This is a genomic window from Porphyromonas gulae DSM 15663, from assembly GCF_000378065.1.
GTDB classification, from domain to species: Bacteria; Bacteroidota; Bacteroidia; order Bacteroidales; family Porphyromonadaceae; genus Porphyromonas; species Porphyromonas gulae.
The window spans coordinates 1-20,235 of the sequence record NZ_KB899152.1 but is presented as its reverse complement, the minus strand read 5'-3'; the positions used below and the strand labels follow the sequence as shown (position 1 = coordinate 20,235).

Here is a 20,235-nt window from a genome sequence, read left to right as displayed (position 1 = left end):
CTTAGTTAGAGGGAGGGATTTGAAAAAAGGAGAGGGCAAGCTGTCAGTCGGCAAGCTTCAGAACGAGAGCAGAGCGAGCCGGCAGATAGAGGTTCAGATGCTGTCCATGAGTAAGCCGATCTTTACTCCCATCCGGAAGGGTAAAGTGCTCCACCCATTCGTCCACACGGCCGAAACCTTCGTACTTCCGTGCATCGGTGCTCATCGCTACCGAATACTTACCGGCCGGAAGAGGGATGGGATAATCCGAATAAGAACGTTCGGGGTGAAAATTGAAAACGAAGAAGAAATCGCCTCGACCGAAACAGATCACCTGCTCTTCACTCTTGAGCCAGTATTCGCGCAAAGGGAGCTTGTGAAAGCTCTCTACCGATTGTATCATGGCTATCATATCCTGATCAAACAAGTGCAGACCTGCATAGCGCAAGAAAGGGCTATCGGCCAGACTCCACTGCCTGCGGGCGTACTTATAAGACCAGCCATTCCCTTCGCGAGGGAAGTCGATCCATTCGGGATGCCCGAATTCGTTGCCCATGAAATTGAGATAACCACCATTCATCGTCGTGGCGGTGAAGAGACGGATCATCTTCAGCAGTGCGATGCCTCTGTCCACGCTATGTACAGAACTCTGCTTGTTCATATACCAATACATATCGGCATCGATCAGGCGAAATATGATTGTCTTGTCCCCGACCAAAGCCTGGTCGTGACTCTCGGCATAGCTGATCGTCTTTTCCTCCTGACGGCGATTGGTCAATTGATACCAGATGTCGCCGGGATTCCAGTCTTCGTCACGATGCTCTTTGATGAGTTTGATCCAGAAATCAGGGATATTCATGGCCAAACGGTAGTCAAAGCCATATCCGCCATCTGCCAAGGGAAGAGCTAATCCGGGCATGCCGCTTACCTCTTCGGCTATCGTGATTGCATCGGGGCGAAGTTCGTGAATAAGTTTATTGGCCAGGATCAGATAAGCAATGGCATCGTCGTCCTGATGGCCGTTGTAATAGCTGTCGTAATTGTCGAACGTATCGCCGAGTCCATGGCTATAGTAGAGCATCGAGGTCACACCATCGAAACGGAAGCCATCGAATCCAAATTCTGTCAGCCAGTATTTGCAGTTGGAGAGGAGGAAGTGCAGTACGTTGTCCTTACCGTAGTCGAAACAATACGAATCCCATGCCGGATGAAGTCCGCGGCCTTCATGGAAGAAAAGGGTATGCGTGCCGTCATACAAACCCAAGCCTTCGACCTCGTTCTTGACCGCATGCGAATGTATCAGATCCATGATCACGTACAAACCGAGGCCATGGGCGTCATCGATCAGACGCTTGAGATCTTCGGGCGTCCCGAAACGACTGCTCGGAGCGAAAAAGCTCGACACATGATAGCCGAACGATGCGTAATAAGGATGTTCCTGTACTGCCATGAGCTGTATGGCGTTGTAGCCGTCCTTGCAGATACGGGGGAGGACATCGCGCCGAAACTCTTCGTATGTGCTGACCTTCTCCTCCTCGGACGACATCCCGATATGGCATTCATAAATCAGCAGCGGCTCGTCTTTACGGTTGGGACGAGGGTGTTTCATTTCGTAGGGAAGACCCGGCATCCACACTTGGGCGTAGAAGAGATAAGTTTCAGGATCCTGTACTACACGGTTGCACCAAGCCGGTATCCTCTCTCCTTCACCGCCGGGCCATTCGAAGAAGAGCCTGTAACGAGAGCCGTGAGGAAGCAATCGGCTTGGAATCCGTAATTCCCATGAACCCACTTCGTCCACAGGAGCAAACCGAAACTGCGGCAATCTACGCCAGCGCGAAAGTTCGCCGATCAGATATACGGCGGTGGCTTCGGGAGCGAACTCACGAATCACCCACGAATCCCCCTCCTGATGAAGTCCGTAATAAAGATGTCCATTGGCGAAGTCGCTCAATCCACCGGATCTTCCTCCGGTCAAATCCGTCTCTCGTTTGCGAGCGTATTTCAGTCTGCTTTCTATTACTGATTCGTACGGGCGCAGCCAAGGATCTTGTTCGATTATTCTCATGCCATTGCAGCTTTCAATGTCGAAGAGGGGTTATTTCGATGATGGATAATAATAGTGGAGGGCAAGTGCTCGATCACGCTCGGACACTCATCGGCAAAGCGCAACCAATAGCGGTAGCTGACGAGCATAAAGTGGTAGCTACTGATATTGATTGTCGATGGCAATCCGGCTTTCAGTCTGTTTTCTCCCGTGGATAGAGCCGGAAGCAAACCGTCGGTCTCGGGCAGCACATCGAGCACACTGCCATTGTTGCGAGCCAGTGAACGGGCATAGACGAGGAGTTCCTCGTCACCTTCGTTCTCCATCAGGAGCAAGACCTTACCCGCATGCTTGAATCCACGATGAATAAAAATACCCACACTGCATTGCGTCTGCTCGATGAAGTAATGCATTTTATCCCTCAGCATCTCATGCGCATTCAACAGGGCTTCGGGAGGAGCAATGGAGATAGGGCCTATTTTCTTCTGCAACTTTCTGCGGAAATACAACAACTCCTTGTCGCTCTTTCGGTCGGACAAATTGATACCCGCACCGACCAGCAGGAAGCTGTAGCCACCGTCATTGACCGTACGAACCACTTCTGCTTCAGGATGCTCGAAAATATGGTGGTGCAGAGTTCTGATCGGGAGCTTCCTCCGATCGCTTTCTTCAAGAATAGGGGCAAAAGCTCTTTCCTCATACACTTCCGAAGAGGTCAGATTCGTGTCGCTTCCGACCGTGATATGAAGAGCCGTAACAGAGGGTTTCTCATCATTCCGATGCATCAAAAGATCTGTAGCATGGAGCAGATGGGCACCGCTCGAAGCTCGTCCGAACGAAAGCAATACCGCTCCGCTGTTTTCTTTCTGGAGTGCTGCATTCTCAAGCTGGGTCTCACGCTTGAAGAAAAGATCTATAAGTCGGAGCAAAGGAGTGGTCATGAAAGTGGTGATCAGCGTCATCATCACCAGAATAGTGAAGATAACCGGAGGGAGGATACCCAACTCGCGTCCGATAGCCAGCACGACAAGCTCCATCAAGCCACGCGTATTCATAAACGCTCCTAAGTAAAGCGATGCTTTCTTCCTCTCTCCACAGATCCTCGCTGCCACATAGGTACCGCCGAACTTACCGATGATCGCCACCAAGGTGAACGCGCCGGTGAGCAGCCAGAGGGAAGCACTATCGAGCAATCCCAATTTCGTCTGCAAACCGGAACTAACGAAAAATAAGGGGAGGAACAGGGTAAGGGAGACATCTTCAACCTTCTCTGTCAGAATCTTCCGGAATTTGAGGTTTTCCGGCATCACCAAGCCGAGCATAAAAGCACCGAACAGGGCATGCATACTCAATAGTTCGGTGGCATAGGCACTAGCCAACAGCAAAACGAAAATAAAGCCGATCATCGTTTTGCTCACGACCTCCTGGTTGTCATAGAGCCGTCCGATTACTTTGAAGAAAGGCCGTATGAGTCCGAATATAACCAAGAGGTAGAGTATGAGGAAGAGGAAGTTGTATATGGCACTGAGAAAGCTACCGCTTTGGGTAATAGCCATTACTCCGGCGAGCATCAACCAAGCCGAAATGTCTCCTGCCGCAGCTGTGCTGATAGAAAGCATCCCGAGGTGACTCTTCCCCAATTGGCGCTCCTGTATGATTCTGGCCAATACGGGAAAAGCCGTGATACTCATCGAGATACCGATAAAGAGGCCGTAAGGGAGGAAGGTTGTGGTGTCGGCAGCATAATCCTTGTATGTCATGTAGCTGATCAGCAAACCTAAGAGAAAGGGGATAAAGATACCCGCATGGCTGATGATCATCGACTGGCTGAAGCGAGGCTTGATATCATTTATATTGAGCTCCATACCGATGACAAACATAAACAAGATGAGGCCGAACTGACTGAGCAGTTCCAGATTGGCCAAACTGGACAAAGGGAAAAGAGCTTCATAAGCTTGAGGCCAAACGGCTCCCAAAAGAGATGGGCCAAGCAATATACCGGCCACGATTTCTCCGATTACAGTAGGCTGGCCGACTTTTCCGAAGAACCAAGCTACGAGCCTCGCCACCGTAAGAATAACGATGATCTGCAATAACAGGATACCGATAGTACCGGTGAAATGATGGTGTACGGACTCGCTGAAAGAATCGAATGCACCCGACAATCCGCCTCGCCCATGGACAGACACAACCTGATCAGCCATATTGGGTTCAAGCTCTTTCCCGATAGTGGCGAAAAGCCAAAGTCCGATCAAAAAGAAAAGAAGCATACCGACATAGAATATCGTTAGCTTGCGTGCAGTCGTCCCCGATTGTTTCATGTAGCAGATCTGAATATTATCACAGCCTAAAGGTACTAAAAAGCTAAGATTCTCGGACGTAATTTTTATTTTGGCATCTACTCTCCTAACGAAGTCAATCCAAGCAAAAACATCAAAGGCTGCGACCATCCTTTGCAGGCAGTCGCAGCCTTCGCTGTCAGAAATTGAGATTCTTTATTTAGAAAGTGTACGCAACACCCACGCCTACAACTTCCTTGAACTGGATTTTCGGACCATCGTTGATCTTCACGTCATCGTCGTAGATAAGGTTGGTGGCTACCGTAGCTGTGAGGAACTTGTTGATCTTCATTGCCAGCATAGCCTCCCAGTTGATGTCGATGTTGCCGAAGTCATGTGTATAAGCCGTGAAGAACGAAGCCTTGGTTATCAGGCTGACATTCTCCATTAGATTGATGTTGGCCGAACCAACTACCAAGGCACCAAGCTCGAACAGGGTCTTTTCACCGGCTTTCACACCGAAAGCACCCAAGCCGGACAGGTAGTCGTCAGCCACTACCGTCAGCTTACCTGTTGCAGGAGAGAGGTAGAGAGAAAACTTCTCATTGGGTTTGTAGTCCGCACCGGCACCAAGAGTGAAATAAGCTGGAGCAAAGAAATTAGAGATATGCTTTACTCCTGTCAGGTGATCAGAGGGCTTCTCATATCCTTTAGCATACTGTGAAAGGAAAGTGAAAAGAGCACTACCGTACCAATTGCGGCCGATCTCATAGCCACCCTTCGTGAAGAGTTCGATCTTGTCTACACTCTTGTTCCATTTATTGGCCGTCGTATAGGTCAGACCGAAATCTGTGCGAAGACCGTTGTCCCAACTCCATTTGCCTTTCAGGTAGTTGGCATCTATATTCAAATAGAGGTTCCCCGCCACCGTGTTTTCTCCACCGGCTGCCCAATTCGTCAAAGAGGTTTGGGAGGCATTGAGTCCGGTCACACCTTTTATAGTCCAGTCCTTTTGGGGAGCGTCTGATGCAGTGTTTGCTACTTGTGCTTTCGCAAGGGTGAACAGCGAGCCACCCATTGCCAGAAAAATAATCAGTCGTTTCATCTGTTTTTTTCTTCTTTTTTAGTTAAAACAAAAAAGCCACACAAGAATCATCGATGCTTGCACGGCTTTAAAAAAAAGGTGGGCCCAATAGGATTCGAACCTATGACCCTCTGCTTGTAAGGCAGATGCTCTAAACCAGCTGAGCTATAGGCCCCTTTATCATCTTTCTCGGTCATCGTTGCTTTGTTTGCCATCGAGTGGGCCCAATAGGATTCGAACCTATGACCCTCTGCTTGTAAGGCAGATGCTCTAAACCAGCTGAGCTATAGGCCCTCTTGGCAATGTCTCTGCAAAGAAAAATCCATTGACTTCCTGAAAGACAGCGCAAAGATAAAGGATATTTTTAACTGTACAACAAATTCTCGTTTTTACCTCATCTTTTTTCGTCTCAAGCCCCCGCTTACCCGATTAAAGCAGGACTATATTAGGAATAGATGCAGGCGTACCCTGATACCGAACGGACGCCGGACGAAGCTCGATGGGGATCCCCGACTTTCCGGCTTTCACCAATGGAAACCCTTCAATGGGCAATATATAGCGAGTGTATGACTTAGGCCAGCTGATGCCTCGTATCAATTCTTCTCCGAATCTGTTCATAAACTTCACGGCCAACCGATTTTTCCCTTTTTGCAATGGCAGGCAGACAGTTAGCTCATGAGGCACACCGGTCTCCCGAATCAGTTCGGCAGTGATTTGCTTGCCATTGAGCGTCACATATACGCCATTGCCGAAAGTGAGGTGGCAGGGCACAGTCTGCTCCTTATCGGACACAATATCCTGCACCAGCAGGCAGGAGCTGATCTCTCCCCAAGGCTTTTTCTCCACTTGTCCTATAGGCATTTCTTCCCACCCTTTGGGTAAGGGTAGAGGGATGGAATCGCCTCGGAGGATATTGTCAGGAATCATTCCGAATACCCCACCCACTCGCCGAACATAGGGCTTGCCCCATGACAGGCTGTCGTGCGAAGCCGTTACAACCTCGGACTTTCCACCAGCCAACGTGATCTCTCGGTCTTGAGATCCTACCGAGAGGCGTAGTGTCTTGCCGGCTTCCTTGTCCGTATATATAATCATATGGGGAGCAGAAACCGCCTGCCACTTCATACCCGTTACACTCTTGAATCCCGTATAGTAGTCCCAGCAGCTATGCCCGTATATTCGAGAGCTATTGGCCGTATGCAAGGGATAGCTCTGCGGGCGGTCTGCCAGTACAAAATCGTTTCTATTGAATGCCAGAGCCAGCACAAGGAAAGACTTTGGCATGCTTGCAGGCATCCGGATACGAACACCGGTCTTGCGAATGTTCATATCGAGCGGTGAAGCGTTGGTCAAATTGCTCACCTCTTCCAGATACTCTCCATTTACCGGAATGAATATCTCCTTGCCGGCCATGTCCGGACGGACAAACAGATAGAGCATGGAATCGCGAACCGAAACCTCGCCAAAGGGCAAAAGTTCGGGAAAAGGAGAGCGTTCCGTGCCGTAAATACCTTCTCCATACATATCGAGATATTCGCCCATGGCCAGCAACACCTCCGATTCGTATGGCAAGACGGATCCGTCACCTTCAGGGCCTATATTCAGCAGATAATTGCCCCCACGGCACACCACTCGCACCAGATCTTCGAACTTCTCACGCGCTTTGTCCCGAATAGTGCCTCTCTCCTGCCATGAACGATAGCCCCATGTCTCGGGGAACATGGATGCCGCCGTCTGCCAAGGAATGGCAATCGGCTCGGTAGGAAGTTCATTGTCTCCCATGACGGCAAAGTCTGCTCGGTCATTGCCTAAGCGTCCGCTGACCATACAGTCGGGCTGCAGCTCATGCACCAGACGATACAGCTCTTCACTCTGCTCGGGCGTAAGCGATCCCATATCGAACCACAATTCGCTGACGGGGCCGTAACCTGTGAGGATCTCTCTCACCTGACGCATATTGTATTGGTGATGTGCCGGGGTAATCCGGTCTGCGTTGTGATCGCTGATCGGATTGGCTTCCGGAAAATGCCAATCGATAAGAGAAAAGTAAACGCCGAACTTCATACCCGAACGCTGACAAGCATCGCTCAATTCTTTCATTACATCGCGACGCGAAGGTGTGGCTTCCACGATATTGAATGGAGTCTCAGCCGAGCCATACATGCAGAAGCCATCGTGATGCTTGGAAGTAAACACGATACTCCTCATCCCTGCTTTCCGAGCCAAAGCCACTATGGCATCGGCATCCCATCTGCCGGGGCGGAACCGCTTGGCCACCGGCTCGTATTGCTTCATATCGCGTATTCCGAAAGAGTAGATCTGTTCGCTATATCCGTTCTTCACAGGTTTGCCTTGCCAAACTCCTCCAAGTTCACTGTAGAGGCCGTAATGGATGAAAAGGCTGAATTTGTCGTGATGCCAACGCTCGAAGGCCGCCGAATGTCGTTGTGCCACGAGCGATAGAGACAAGGAGCAGATAGCTGTCAGCGACAGCAAGGCACGAAGGAAGAATGTCTTGTTCATCATTTATTTTGCAGCAGGTGTGGCGTCTTCTTTTTCTTTGAGATAGCGATAGATGGCCGCCTGTGCGCGAACCGGTTTCTCATCGCTATTGTGTTTGTAAATGTTGTTGAGTGAAGAATCGATCCGACAAGCCTTGATATTGTCGCGAAGCTGAATCTCCAATATATCGATAATCTCTCTTCGTAGAGCAGAATCCAACACCGGGCATGCGGTCTCGATGCGGTTGTAAAGATTGCGCTTCATCCAGTCGGCCGAAGAGATGAATACCTCTTCTTTCCCTCCGTTGTGGAAGCACCAGATACGGCTGTGCTCCAAATACATATCCACCAATCGGGTGACACGTATATTGCGACTCTGTGGCATATCAGGCACCAAACAGCAGATGCCTCGCACGATCAGATCGATCTCCACACCGGCCTCGGAAGCCCGATAAAGCTGTGTGATGACGTTTTTGTCCTGTAGGCCGTTCATCTTCAGAAGCATATAGCCACGCTTGCCACGTTTCACGTTTTCTATCTCGCGTTCGATCAGATTGGTAATGGCCTCGCTCATGTTGTAGCGAGCCACAAGCAGGCGACTGAATCGTGCCGGCTCGGGATCCCCATCCAAAATACGGAAGAGACGGTACACATCGTGCACGATGTCCGTATTGGCAGTCATCAGCGTAGTGTCGGAGTAAATACGAGCAGTGGTCTCATTAAAATTCCCCGTAGAGAGTAAAGCGATGCCTTGCGGACGTTCGCCCGCAGGCGTATGATAAAGGATGAGAGCCGTCTTGGCATGAACTTTCAGCCCGGGCATACTATAAACGATCCGAATCCCGGAACGGCGCATACGCTCTGACAAACGCAGATTGTTTTCCTCATCGAATCGGGCTTTCAGCTCCACGAAGACAGATACCTTCTTTCCACTCTGTGCAGCCGCTTCCAACGCACTGATAATGGACGAATTTTCCGCTACGCGATACTGCGTAAGGCGTATTTCCGACACATCCGGTGAGATGGCCGCTTCCATCAGCAGACGCACGACATAGTCGTACGTATAGTAAGGAACATGAATCAGGTAGTCCTTCCTGCGAATGCCTTCCATCAGAGAAGGAGCCTGCTCCAAATGCTTCGAGAGGAGAGGCTCCGGCGTGAGTGTCTCCAGTCTGGGGGCAAACGGATTGGGCAGCATAGCCAGATCTTGCAGATTGACATAGTTTCCACTCCGAATAGCCTCCTCCGGGTCGATGTCGCACGAACTGCAGATGTATCGCAGCACCTCGTCGGGCATGCGCCCATCATACATGAATCGCGTAGGAGCACCGAGCTTGCGGGTCTTCACCTTCTTGCGAATCTCTCCGGGCAAATCTTCAGGACGCTGTGCATCCAACAGCAAATCGGCATCGCGGGATACTTTGATCGAATAGCTGTCCATCACCTCATACCCGGGGAAGACTACATCCAGATGCTCTTTGATAATATCTTCCAGAAAAGAGTAGTAATAAAACGTGTCGGTCTGGAGCCGCGGCAACTCTACGAAGCGAGGAAGGCCATCGGTAGGCACATTGAGCAGTGCATAGCTGTAGGCCTCGTCCGTCTCTTTTTCTTTGAGCCGAACAGCCAGATACACCCTACCCGAACGGATAAACGTACGTACCTTGCTCGGCAGCAACAGCATCGGATAGAGCAGAGGGAAAATCTCCTCGTGGAAGAAACGACGCAGGTAGGCTTTATGATCCGGATGAGTGGGGGCATGCGTACGCAATCGGATACCGTGTTCCTCCAAGGTGGGCAGGATCTGATCGTAGAAAACACGATAATACAGCTCGTCCTGTCTGATTACAGTCTCTCGAATAGCTTGCAGGATATGAGCATCCGCATCGGAATCCTCTTCGGCCTCACTCCTGTCGCGCCGTTTCTGTAGTACGGCCTGATGATAGGCCACCCGTACGGTATAGAACTCCTCCAGATTTGAAGAGAAGATGGATAGGAACTTTATCCTGTCATAAACAGGCAGTGTCCGGTCGGCCGCCTCCATCAACACGCGTTCGTTGAAGGAGAGCCAACTCATATCGCGACGAAAAAAAGGATATGCAGATACGTCCACAGTGCAACTGATCGTTTATTGTTATTAATGATCGAAAAGGTTGATACGCAGAGCCGCAAAATTTTCACGGTCTTAAAACCAACAATTTATCAAAGGTAGAGAATTTTGCAAGCCGATGGAGAGGTATCGGCTTATTCCATCTCCTCGGAATAGTCCTGAAACAGGAAGTCATTGTAGGGGAAGCGCGTAATGTGGATCGCCTTGGCTCTTTCATAGAGCAGTGCTTTCAGAGCATCCATCCCGGTGCCTTTCTTCGCTGAGACGAACAGGCAGTCATTCCCAAGCTTGGCCATCCAGGTCTGCTGCAGCTCCTCGGCACTTATGTTCTCTTTCGTTCGGGGAGTAAGATCGTCTTCGTCTTTGGGAGTGAAAGAGAATGCATCGATCTTGTTGAAGAGAAGAAGCATCGGCTTTTCCTCTCCGGCCGTTATCTCCGCCAGAGTTTGGTTCACCACTTCTATTTGTTCCTCGAATGCCGGATGGGACATATCCACTACGTGCACCAACAAGTCTGCCTCGCGCACCTCATCAAGCGTACTTTTGAAGGATTCGACCAGCTGTGTGGGCAGTTTGCGGATAAACCCGACTGTATCGCTCAGCAGGAAGGGCAAATTGTCTATGATCACCTTGCGCACCGTCGTATCCAACGTGGCAAACAGCTTGTTTTCGGCGAAGACCTCACTTTTGGAGAGGACATTCATCAGCGTACTCTTCCCGACGTTCGTATAGCCTACCAAAGCAACGCGTACCATCTTGCCACGGTTCTTGCGCTGCACGGATTTCTGTTTGTCGATGTCCCTGAGTTCTTCTTTGAGCCGAGCTATTTTGTCCAAGACGATACGGCGGTCGGTTTCCAACTGCTTTTCACCCGGGCCCCTCATACCGACACCGCCACGCTGTCTTTCGAGGTGAGTCCACAGCCCCGTCAGTCGAGGCAGCATGTACTGGTACTGAGCCAGCTCTACCTGCGTTTTGGCATGAGCCGTCTGTGCCCGACGGGCGAATATATCGAGGATAAGACCTGTACGATCGAGGATCTTGGTCTGAAGCTCTTTTTCGATGTTGCGCAGTTGCTTGGGCGAGAGTTCGTCGTCGAACACCACCATACCGATCTCGTTCTCCTGCACATAGGTACGTATCTCATCCAATTTGCCCTTGCCTACAAAGGTTACGGAATTGGGCTGATCCAGTTTCTGGGTGAAGCGGGCTATCGGCTGCGCTCCGGCTGTTTCGCACAAGAAAGCCAACTCATCGAGATACTCTCGCACTTGAGTTTCCGATTGCTGGGGGGTAATCAGTCCGACAAGGACAGTAGGCTCGGTTCGTGCCTCCGATATGATAAATTCTTTCATGGACACAAACTTACGGAAAAGGCCGCAAAGGATAATCTGTATATTTGTCGCTCAGAACCAAGGAAATGACATTTTTCCGATGCTGATTGACACCGATTTTTTCTTATCCAACCGCTCCGACTCTCTCGTTTTGGATGTCCGCTCTCCGGAAGAATACCGCCGCGGACATATTCCGGGCGCAGAGAGTTTCCCCCTGTTTGCGGATGCGGAACGAGCCGAGGTAGGCACACTCTATGTCAGACATAGTCGCCAGGCGGCCATAGAGCGAGGATTGGAGTTCGTTGGGCCGCGTATGGCCGAGATGGTGCGTGAAGCTCGCTCCCTTGCTGCCGGCAGAGACATCATCCTCTACTGCTGGAGAGGAGGTATGCGAAGCGAGAGTGTCGCTTGGCTGCTATCCGTAGCCGGACTTCGCATCCGTCGTCTCCGTGGCGGATACAAAGCATACCGCCGGCATTTCCCCGATATTCTGAAGCTTTGCCCTTGGCGTTTCATCGTCTTAGGCGGTTATACGGGATCAGGAAAAACGCCCATCCTGAACGAACTCTCCCAAATGGGGGAACAGGTGATTGATCTGGAAGGATTGGCCCACCACAAAGGGTCTGCCTTCGGAGCCTTGGGGCAAGAGCAGCAGCCGACCACCGAACATTTCATGAATCTCTTGCACGATGCTCTCTCCGCTTGTGATCCGAATCGTCCGATATGGATGGAAAGCGAGAGCAAGACTATCGGACGTGTATTTCTTCCGGACGATTTCTACAAAGTCATGCGTCAAGCTCCTTTGATCGAGCTGTCGGTTCCTCGTCCCGTACGCATCGCCCATATTGCCAAAGAGTACGGCGTGTACGATGCAGAGGCTCTGACAAGCTCTTTCGAGCATATCGCTCGCCGGATGGGAGGAGCCGCTACGACACAAGCCATAACAGCCCTCAAGGAAGGACGACTGGAAGAGGCCGTATCCTTGGCTCTGGACTACTACGACAAGGCTTACGCACACTCGCTGGCAGAATTCAGGGAAAGCCCCGCTGCCCAACTGGCAGTAGAAACGGATACACCTCACGAAACAGCCATCAAACTACTGGAACTATCTCATCTAAAAGGTTTACAATCATGAAAGTGGTAGATACTCGGGGGAAACTCTGCCCCCTCCCTCTGATTTTACTCAAGAAAGCCGTCGACGGCACTCCCGTCGGAGAGGAAATCTCCGTAATGACTGACAATGAAACAGCGAAATGCAACCTGCGCGACTATATCGGTGAATTGGGAGCCGTCGCCGTCGAATCCGAAGAGGGCGACTATACAACGCTCACCTTTCGGGTATCGACCCATATCGAAGAACCGGCCCCGACTTCCTGCCCGGCCGAGCATCCACACGCGGTGGCACAAGGGGACTACCTCATCGTGGCCAAAAGCAATCGGATGGGCACTGGAAATGACGAATTGGGGAGCATCCTGATGCGCGCTTTCGTCAATGCTATCGGCGAGCTGGATCGGCTTCCTTCGCATATCATCCTCTACAATACAGGGGTGCTGCTGGCCGTCGAGGGCACGGACACGGCCGAAACACTGGCCGAACTGAACAAGAAGTACGGCATCCCCATCATCGTATGCGGCACCTGCGCCGACTACTATGAGGTGAAAGACAAACTACGCATCGGTACCATCTCCAATATGTACCGCATCATGCAGCTTCAAGTAGCCACACGCCACATTATCTATCCTTGAGAAACTGCTCATCGAACAATTGGTATATCTTTGTTCGCGGATATTCTCCATCCATGCGAACCCAATACCCTATGAATCGGAAGGAGAATGTCACATGAAGAAAAGGACAAGAACACTCACAAAAAACGAATAACAGCTTATGTTACGAATTGGAAAAACGATCTTCGGACTCATAGCACTGACCATTCTCTTGGGATCCTGCCGATCCAAGAAAAACGACTTAGGTCATGACACCCCGACTCAATTGGTTTGTCGCTTTACGGAAGGGGTTCTTACTGAACCGGGAGCCGGCAGTATCAACGTCAATCCATCAGCATTCGTTGCTCATTCCTCAGATCCTTTTATTCAGCACTTAAATACGGACTTCTATGGGAGCTTTTTCCCCTTGCCGGACAATGCCCCTCTAAAATTCAAAAAAGGAGTATGGTATAAGATGGAGATATTCCTGTTCGATGGAAAAAACAACCCGATCAACCAACAATTCCTGAAACCGGACCAAATCGAAAAACATCAGTTTTTCTTCAACCTATTGAGCGATGAAAGCGTAATCAACAAAGGGATCAGCTATTATTATTCGGATTTTATCGATGGACATCTTTTGGATTCCCCGGTCGGATTCACGGGTTATATTCGGGTTAACCAAGAAGTGAATGACGCTCAATTGCGATTGCTGCTTGTACACTTGCAGAAAGGGGATAAGTATGAAGCCGACGGCAAGCCCAACCCCTTCGACAAACCGAGTCCATGTGTTCTCGAATTCGGTGATCTAACGGCCTTTATGCCTTTTAAAATTGAGAAATAAAGCCCATTCTCAAATCAACCAAAGTCTCCAAGCTTTTCCGATAAAGCATAAATAAGGAGCAACCCTCTTTCGCTCCTATCCTATACGACGCCCGCCAGGTTCTGTCACGAACTTGACGGGTGTCTTCTTTTTATCATGCCCCGAAAAGGCCTTTTGGAGGCTGGGTTTTATATATAAACCGTTTACGATCTATATATTTATTGAAAACGATTTATATATAAATTGGAAACGATCTATATATAAATCGAAAATGGTTTATATACAGATCGTCAGACAGAATCCTGGAAAGCAAATATCGATCTGCAAAAGTCCGTTTTCTCCTCTTTTTCACCTCGCGTCCTCCTCTCTTTCAGCTGCTTATTTAGAATGATTCTAAGCTTGTCTTCATTCTTGAAAACTTTTTTGGGCTGTCTTTTTCCCTAAAAACTCATTCTTTCCACACCCATCACAGGATGACATTCAGGCCGTTATCACAGAGCGACATAAAAAGCTTACAAGAAAAATGCCAAGAATAAAAGGATCCCAAAACACACAAAATCAAGACGATCTCGCTTATAATAATGAAAAATATATTTCCTTTGCAGCAAAATATCATTAATAATTGGCTATGAAACATTTATTGCTCACGCTTTTTCTTTCTCTTCTGGGGTGCTTGGGAGCGAAAGCTCAGCAGACACTCTCTTTTGTTTATGATGCATCCGGCAATCGGGTTGCAAGAGTTATCATTATAAATTCCATAATTGCGACAGGTGAAGAGCCGAGCGAAGAAGAAAGAGACGAACCTAAAGAGTTCAATGAGATTTTGGGAGACACACAGATAAGACTGTATCCGAACCCGGTAGAATCTGTTTTGACCATATCCATCAGCTCTCTTGAGGATAAAGGGAAGTACGCTATCTTCAATATGCATGGCTCCTTAGTCCTACAGGGATCGTTCAATCATCGAGATACGAAAGTTGATATGAGTCGACTTCCTGCCGGCAACTACGCGATGCGCCTTTTTATCGGTAAAGAGCAGTCCACATGGAAAATCATTAAGAAATAAAACTTTTTTTACTTTAAAACATTTAGGATAGACGTATGAAAAAACTTTACGCCTCGCTTCTCTCCCTTTCTTCATTTTTTCTCTGCTCTCCGCTTACATCCAAAGCCGACATCCTCTCGCTGGAAGTTCTTGACTCCTTATCGCAGAGACAAAAAGCGACCTCGATCCGTGAACTGCGAGAGGCTCAAGCAGCAGCGGATGCCGCAGCAGCAACCATATCTGGGTTAGACAACCTCCCCATCTATATGGATGTGGATCCGGGCGAGATTTCTTATCAATCCGGAGTGAGCCCTTCGGGAGCCAAGACTTATTCTGTACCGATCTTCACTGCTCCATCGGTCGGAGCGAAGCCAACAATAGCTCTTTCGTATAACAGCCAATCGATTGCAGGAGGGATTGCAGGTGTCGGATGGAATCTCGTGGGAGCATCTGCGATTACACTGGTGAATCGAACGCTTTATTTTGACGGGTATAGCTGTGCCGCTGATTTTTCCGCACCAAGTACATACGCTTTCTCATTAGATGGAGATAGAGTCATAACCGGAACAACTTTAAAAGGAAAAGTGCGAATAAAGCCTAAGTATAATGATGATATTTTGGTTTCTTTTGATGTCCTTATGCCGGACGGAGGGAGAGCGACATTTGGTCTGCCTGATGATAATGCAACGACTCGTGCCTCATATCCTATATCGTCTTATGTAGATGCTCGCGGCTACCGGATAGATTATTCTTATCGGTTGTCCGGAAACGTATATTTTCTGACCAGAGTCGCTTACGGAGGACGGACAGCCGATAGTCACTTCAACCGTATTGATTTGGAATATGAAGACAGACCAGACTTTGCAGTTCTTTATATCTCAGGACAATCGTATGAAAGCAATTTACGTCTCAAGCATATTCGCTCTTATGGGCAAGGAAGCTTGTTGCGTACTTACATCTTGGATTATAAAGAATCTCACAAGAAATCTCAATTACACAAAATTTCTTGCATAACAGACAATCGATCATTAAATCCTCTCTCTTTTGTATATGGATTCGACTCCTCTCAAGAGGATAAAATATATAAAACCACTGAGGTTTTCGACCTCATCAGTTTCAACAATAGCAGTACTGAACGCATAAGAGGCCGCTTTTTTAAAGGTAGCAACAAGGAAGGTTTTGTGGCTTTCCCCAAAAAAATTTATACCACTTGGCAGACTTATCATGATGTCCAAATGGCAGTTGTTCCAAGTGAGGAATTTGCCAATTCTCCTATAATGTTGAGTGTCGATCCGTATACAAAAAGCATACAAGTAGCAGATGTTAATGGAGACGGAGTAGATGAGATTATTTGCATGAGTCACCCTCAGAATTCAATACCCTTCCTTTGCGACAAAAAAGATCTCAAATGCAATATATATTATTTTCGAAATGGTGTATTCGAAAAAGAAGAAAAGCAATATCGGATATCTCATGAATCTTACGAGGGAAGTATAACCGTTATGTATGGAGATGCAGATGGAGATGGAGCCGTTGAGGCTCTCATATGCATACCGGAAGAGTCGACAATCGATGATTTGGTGCAGTTTAAGATTTCTTTTTTAGATATGAAAAACGGGAAATGTTATATTTCTAAACATATTTATGGGTGTCACAAGTTTCGCGGTTGTTTTTTTATGGATATTTCTGGAGAAGGGAAAGCTGTTTTGTTATCTTCCACCCTATCCTCATCTTCTCTGTACAATACATTCAAATGGTCGGATAATATCAAAGATTTTGTTGTAGACAAAACTAATCTCAACTTTTTCGATCCAGTCAGTAGCAGACATGTCGCAGATATAAATGGAGATGGCAAGCTTGACCAACTTATTGAGCCTTACAGATCTTACCATACTACAGTCATCGTTCCCGAACCATATCCCAATGACGTCAGTGCTGCGGACACAGCTGAAATAAATAAGCCGACTCGAGCCTCCGAATACACCTTTATAGACAATGGGAAAAAATGGAAGATTAAATCTTTCGATGGAGAAAAGGTTGTAGTTAGAGAGATTGATTTAGTCCACCAAATGGAACATAGCAACTTTTATTTGATGGATATCAATCGAGACGGTCTTCCGGATATTGTGGAGACTGCTCGACATAAAGATTTAGACCCGTATAATGAAGAGATCCAAAACCCAAGCTATGGAATAAGAATCTTTTTGAATCGTAATGGAGAGTTTCACCCAGATGACTATATCTTATCAGAAGATTTTTTACATGGCAATATTACCGAACCATTAGAGCTGGTTCAAATGAACAACTTGTGTCCGATTCGGAGTTGTTCGATCATCTCAATTGATAAAAATAACACTGGTTCTTTTTTTGAAGTTTCCTGTGACGAACAAACCCGCCACCTTATTACCGGGGTACAAAGCAGTACCGGATTGATCGAGACCAACGAATATGCTAGTCCTAAATCCGGCTATACTTTCCCGCCTCTTCCGGATGGATATAATTACCTTTCTTTTCCGCTAAAGACTGTATCCAAGGTTTCCAAGGGTATAAAGGGGGAGCCGCATCGGGAATTGACAGAATACACCTTCTCGGATGGTGTGATCAATCGTCACGGTCTGGGTTTTTGCGGTTTCAAGGAGACGAAAACCTATGCCTCATGGGATTATGCTTTTGGAGATGGAGTGGAAACCGTTACGCTATATGATCCATTGCAGCAAGGAGTCCCTCTTAGCTCCACAACAAGAATTGGCTTCAATAGCTCGGCCAAAATCAAAACATCGACTTTCGTCTACCAAAGCAATGGACAGACAGGGCCGAAGGAAAAACCCCTGCTCATCTCCTCCCAAGAATCGGATCTGCTCAACAACACCACGCTGTCCAGGACTTACACCTATGATTCTGAAGATTTCCCTGTGAAGACGACGGAAGACAATGGCGAAGGGGTACAGACTATTATTGAGCAAACCTACCGTCACATCAAGCAAAGCAATTCTTATCGCCTTGGACTGCCGTTGACCAAAACTACGACTCATAAAAGAAATGGCAACCGATGGATGCAGAAAGAAACGATTGCATACAACGATACCTTTCTTCCTATCAGTATCACCTCATTTACCGGTGAAAACGGAACCCTCAAAACGGGAGAAATAAGGCGAGAATACGATGATGCAGGCAATATGACGGCGGAGAAGAGTGCTCCATACGATGCCACCGATTTCCGGGGCAAGGCCTATACCTATGACAACAAAGGCAGACTTGCAAGCGAAACCGATATATTCGGGCAGAAGACTATTTACGGGGAGTATGATGCGTATGGGCACCCATGCCTTATTCGTGACGACCGAGGCAATGAGGTACGTACAGTCTATGACCTCTGGGGTAATATCGCCTCCATAAGGAAAGCCGACGGATCCAAGGAAGAATATAGCCGCCAATTACTGACAAACGGATATCCCCGTAACTTTCAGGTCATAACATCAACGAACGATGGAGGAAAGACTCTGGCAGAATATGACGCATACGGTCGTGAGGTGAAGACTGGGGTGCTGCGTTTCGACGGCAGTTGGCTGTACTCGGCCAAAGAGTATACCGCAGCCGGCCTGCTCAAGCGGGAGTCCTTGCCTTTCAAAGGAAATACGCCTTTACATTGGAATACCTGTGAGTATGACCGCTATAAACGTCCTGTGAAGCAGACCATGGCATCAGGAGCAGTGCAGACATGGGCATATACACCAAGACGTGTGTCCGAAACCAAGGAAGCAATCACGACTACACGCGTATCGGATGCAAGTGGACTGTTGGAATCGGTATCCGATCTCGGTGGCGAAATCACATACCATTACAGACCTGACGGACAACCGTCGGAGATAAAAGCCCCCGGCAATGTCAAGACCCTATTCGAATATGATCAATACGGACGTCAGAGAGCTATCATCGACCCCAGTGCGGGCAGAATAGAGACGACTGAAACGTGGACCGGCCGCCGCCGTACAACCATCCGCAAAGATGCCCGTAAAAAGGTTATTACATCTATGTATGATGAATTCGGGAGACTCCAAAAAACCGTGACCCCCGAATTCACCACCAATTATACCTATGACAAGGATTTGGTCAAATCAGCCATAACGACCAGCGGTTATTCGCGCACATATGATTATGACCATTTGGATCGTCTCATTCGCACAGAGGAGACAGTCGAAGGAAAAAATCTCATCGAACAACTCTCGTACAATACCCTCGGACAGCTTCAGGGCAAGACAGCGACTTTGCCGACGGGAGCGACTGTGACAGAAACTTATCAGTATACGCGTGGTACACTGACTCGCAAAACGCTGCAGGACGGTAGCTTGATCTGGCAGCTTTTGAAGGAAAATGCGATGGGACTGCCTACTAAAGTAAGGACCGGCAACCGCACTCGCGAATACAAGTATTCGACCGTGGGATTACCTACCGAGCGATTTACGACCGGCGTGGGTGGATTCAATTACGATTTCGATCCTCAAACGGGAAATCTCCTGATGCGAAGCGATAAGAATTCCGGTAGATGTGAAAACTTTTCTTACGACGGACTTAATCGATTGACCAGAGCAGCGGAACACAGACCGAACGGCGACCTCGGCATAGCGACACTAACGTCTTTCTCCTATACTCCTAATGGAAATGTCACGGAAATTAGCAACATTGGGAAATTCATATATTCTACTCAAAGCCCATATCGAATAGTGAATATGGGGTTGAAAATGGGAGCGGAAGCATTTGCTGATACTACGGGACAAAACATCTCGTACGCCTCCTTCGACCGGCCGCTTACGATCTCAGGGAACGGCTATACAGCAACGCTGACCTATGCCGATGACTATAGTCGTACGACTATGACGGTAAGATCCCCCAAACTCAAACAACCTTTCTTCAAAAGAACTTACATCGGCAACTATGAAGCTGATTCATACGGTACGCAAAGGAAGAATATCGAGCGTTACTATATCGGCGGAGATGCCTATTCGGCTCCGGCCGTCTATGTGCGGGTCAATTCCGGACAGTGGAAGTTGCATTATATCTATCGTGATTATCAAGGCAGCGTGACGGATATTACCGATGCCTCCGGCACGGTGGTACACCGCATGCGATACAGCCCATGGGGAAAATTGCTGCATACCGACGGTACATCTTATACCCGAAGCGAAGAGTTGTCCACCGACTATGACCGACTGCTCCTGCTCGGACGGGGCTATACAGGGCACGAGTATCTTCCCTGGTTTGGATTGGTCAATATGAATGCCCGACTGTACGACCCTGCTATCGGACGCTTCCTCTCGCCGGATCCCTATGT

Annotated in this window: 11 protein-coding genes and 2 tRNA genes; 5 read left to right on the top strand and 8 right to left on the bottom strand. The window is 48.5% G+C overall.

The annotated features are described in order from the left end of the window. Window positions 1-43: 43 nt before the first annotated feature. The 8 genes from F452_RS0102865 to hflX form a co-directional block, all read right to left on the bottom strand. Window positions 44-2,047: an alpha amylase C-terminal domain-containing protein gene (locus F452_RS0102865; RefSeq protein WP_018964741.1), complete on the bottom strand. Its 2,004-nt coding sequence runs from the start codon at window positions 2,045-2,047 to the stop codon at window positions 44-46. Next, the gene (locus F452_RS0102860) at window positions 2,044-4,347 is read right to left on the bottom strand and encodes a cation:proton antiporter (RefSeq protein ID WP_018964740.1); all 2,304 of its coding nucleotides are present in this window, start codon (window positions 4,345-4,347) and stop codon (window positions 2,044-2,046) included. Before F452_RS0102860 ends, F452_RS0102865 begins: the two co-directional genes overlap by 4 nt. Window positions 4,348-4,525: 178 nt before the next feature. Next, window positions 4,526-5,410: a DUF3078 domain-containing protein gene (locus F452_RS0102855; protein ID WP_018964739.1), complete on the bottom strand. Its 885-nt coding sequence runs from the start codon at window positions 5,408-5,410 to the stop codon at window positions 4,526-4,528. 79 nt (window positions 5,411-5,489) lie between these two features. Further along, a tRNA-Val gene (locus tag F452_RS0102850) sits at window positions 5,490-5,564 on the bottom strand. Window positions 5,565-5,608: 44 nt separating this feature from the next. Further along, window positions 5,609-5,683, bottom strand: a tRNA-Val gene (locus F452_RS0102845). A 135-nt stretch (window positions 5,684-5,818) separates the two neighbouring features. Next, the gene (locus tag F452_RS0102840) at window positions 5,819-7,912 is read right to left on the bottom strand and encodes an alpha-L-fucosidase (RefSeq protein ID WP_033317131.1); all 2,094 of its coding nucleotides are present in this window, start codon (window positions 7,910-7,912) and stop codon (window positions 5,819-5,821) included. Between the two features lie 3 nt (window positions 7,913-7,915). Continuing rightward, window positions 7,916-10,003, bottom strand: coding sequence for an RNA degradosome polyphosphate kinase (locus tag F452_RS0102835; protein WP_018964737.1), 2,088 nt, complete (start codon window positions 10,001-10,003; stop codon window positions 7,916-7,918). A gap of 131 nt (window positions 10,004-10,134) precedes the next feature. Continuing rightward, entirely contained in the window at window positions 10,135-11,355 is a 1,221-nt protein-coding gene (hflX, locus tag F452_RS0102830; protein WP_018964736.1) for a GTPase HflX, read from the bottom strand. Window positions 11,356-11,434: 79 nt separating this feature from the next. Here hflX and mnmH point away from each other — a divergent pair, with 79 nt between their 5' ends. The 5 genes from mnmH to F452_RS12615 all read left to right on the top strand — a co-directional run. Beyond that, window positions 11,435-12,469, top strand: coding sequence for a tRNA 2-selenouridine(34) synthase MnmH (gene mnmH, locus F452_RS0102825; RefSeq protein WP_018964735.1), 1,035 nt, complete (start codon window positions 11,435-11,437; stop codon window positions 12,467-12,469). Beyond that, complete coding sequence (yedF, locus tag F452_RS0102820; protein ID WP_018964734.1) at window positions 12,466-13,080, top strand: sulfurtransferase-like selenium metabolism protein YedF; 615 nt, start codon at window positions 12,466-12,468, stop codon at window positions 13,078-13,080. Before mnmH ends, yedF begins: the two co-directional genes overlap by 4 nt. 139 nt (window positions 13,081-13,219) lie before the next feature. Then, window positions 13,220-13,882: a hypothetical protein gene (locus tag F452_RS0102815; RefSeq protein WP_018964733.1), complete on the top strand. Its 663-nt coding sequence runs from the start codon at window positions 13,220-13,222 to the stop codon at window positions 13,880-13,882. A gap of 607 nt (window positions 13,883-14,489) precedes the next feature. Beyond that, the gene (locus tag F452_RS0102810; RefSeq protein ID WP_018964732.1) at window positions 14,490-14,927 is read left to right on the top strand and encodes a T9SS type A sorting domain-containing protein; all 438 of its coding nucleotides are present in this window, start codon (window positions 14,490-14,492) and stop codon (window positions 14,925-14,927) included. A 2,408-nt stretch (window positions 14,928-17,335) separates the two neighbouring features. Beyond that, window positions 17,336-20,235, top strand: a 2,900-nt coding sequence (locus F452_RS12615) for an RHS repeat protein (RefSeq protein ID WP_316928566.1), incomplete at its 3' end; no start/stop codon positions are given.

What these genes read in the sequence shown, in the direction of transcription:
- hflX (WP_018964736.1), bottom strand. Translation starts at nt 11,355, where the DNA reads ATGAAAGAATTTATCATATCGGAGGCACGAACCGAGCCTACTGTCCTT.
- F452_RS0102840 (WP_033317131.1), bottom strand. Translation starts at nt 7,912, where the DNA reads ATGAACAAGACATTCTTCCTTCGTGCCTTGCTGTCGCTGACAGCTATC.
- mnmH (WP_018964735.1), top strand. Translation starts at nt 11,435, where the DNA reads ATGCTGATTGACACCGATTTTTTCTTATCCAACCGCTCCGACTCTCTC.
- F452_RS0102865 (WP_018964741.1), bottom strand. Translation starts at nt 2,047, where the DNA reads ATGAGAATAATCGAACAAGATCCTTGGCTGCGCCCGTACGAATCAGTA.
- yedF (WP_018964734.1), top strand. Translation starts at nt 12,466, where the DNA reads ATGAAAGTGGTAGATACTCGGGGGAAACTCTGCCCCCTCCCTCTGATT.
- F452_RS0102860 (WP_018964740.1), bottom strand. Translation starts at nt 4,347, where the DNA reads ATGAAACAATCGGGGACGACTGCACGCAAGCTAACGATATTCTATGTC.
- F452_RS0102855 (WP_018964739.1), bottom strand. Translation starts at nt 5,410, where the DNA reads ATGAAACGACTGATTATTTTTCTGGCAATGGGTGGCTCGCTGTTCACC.
- F452_RS0102815 (WP_018964733.1), top strand. Translation starts at nt 13,220, where the DNA reads ATGTTACGAATTGGAAAAACGATCTTCGGACTCATAGCACTGACCATT.
- F452_RS0102810 (WP_018964732.1), top strand. Translation starts at nt 14,490, where the DNA reads ATGAAACATTTATTGCTCACGCTTTTTCTTTCTCTTCTGGGGTGCTTG.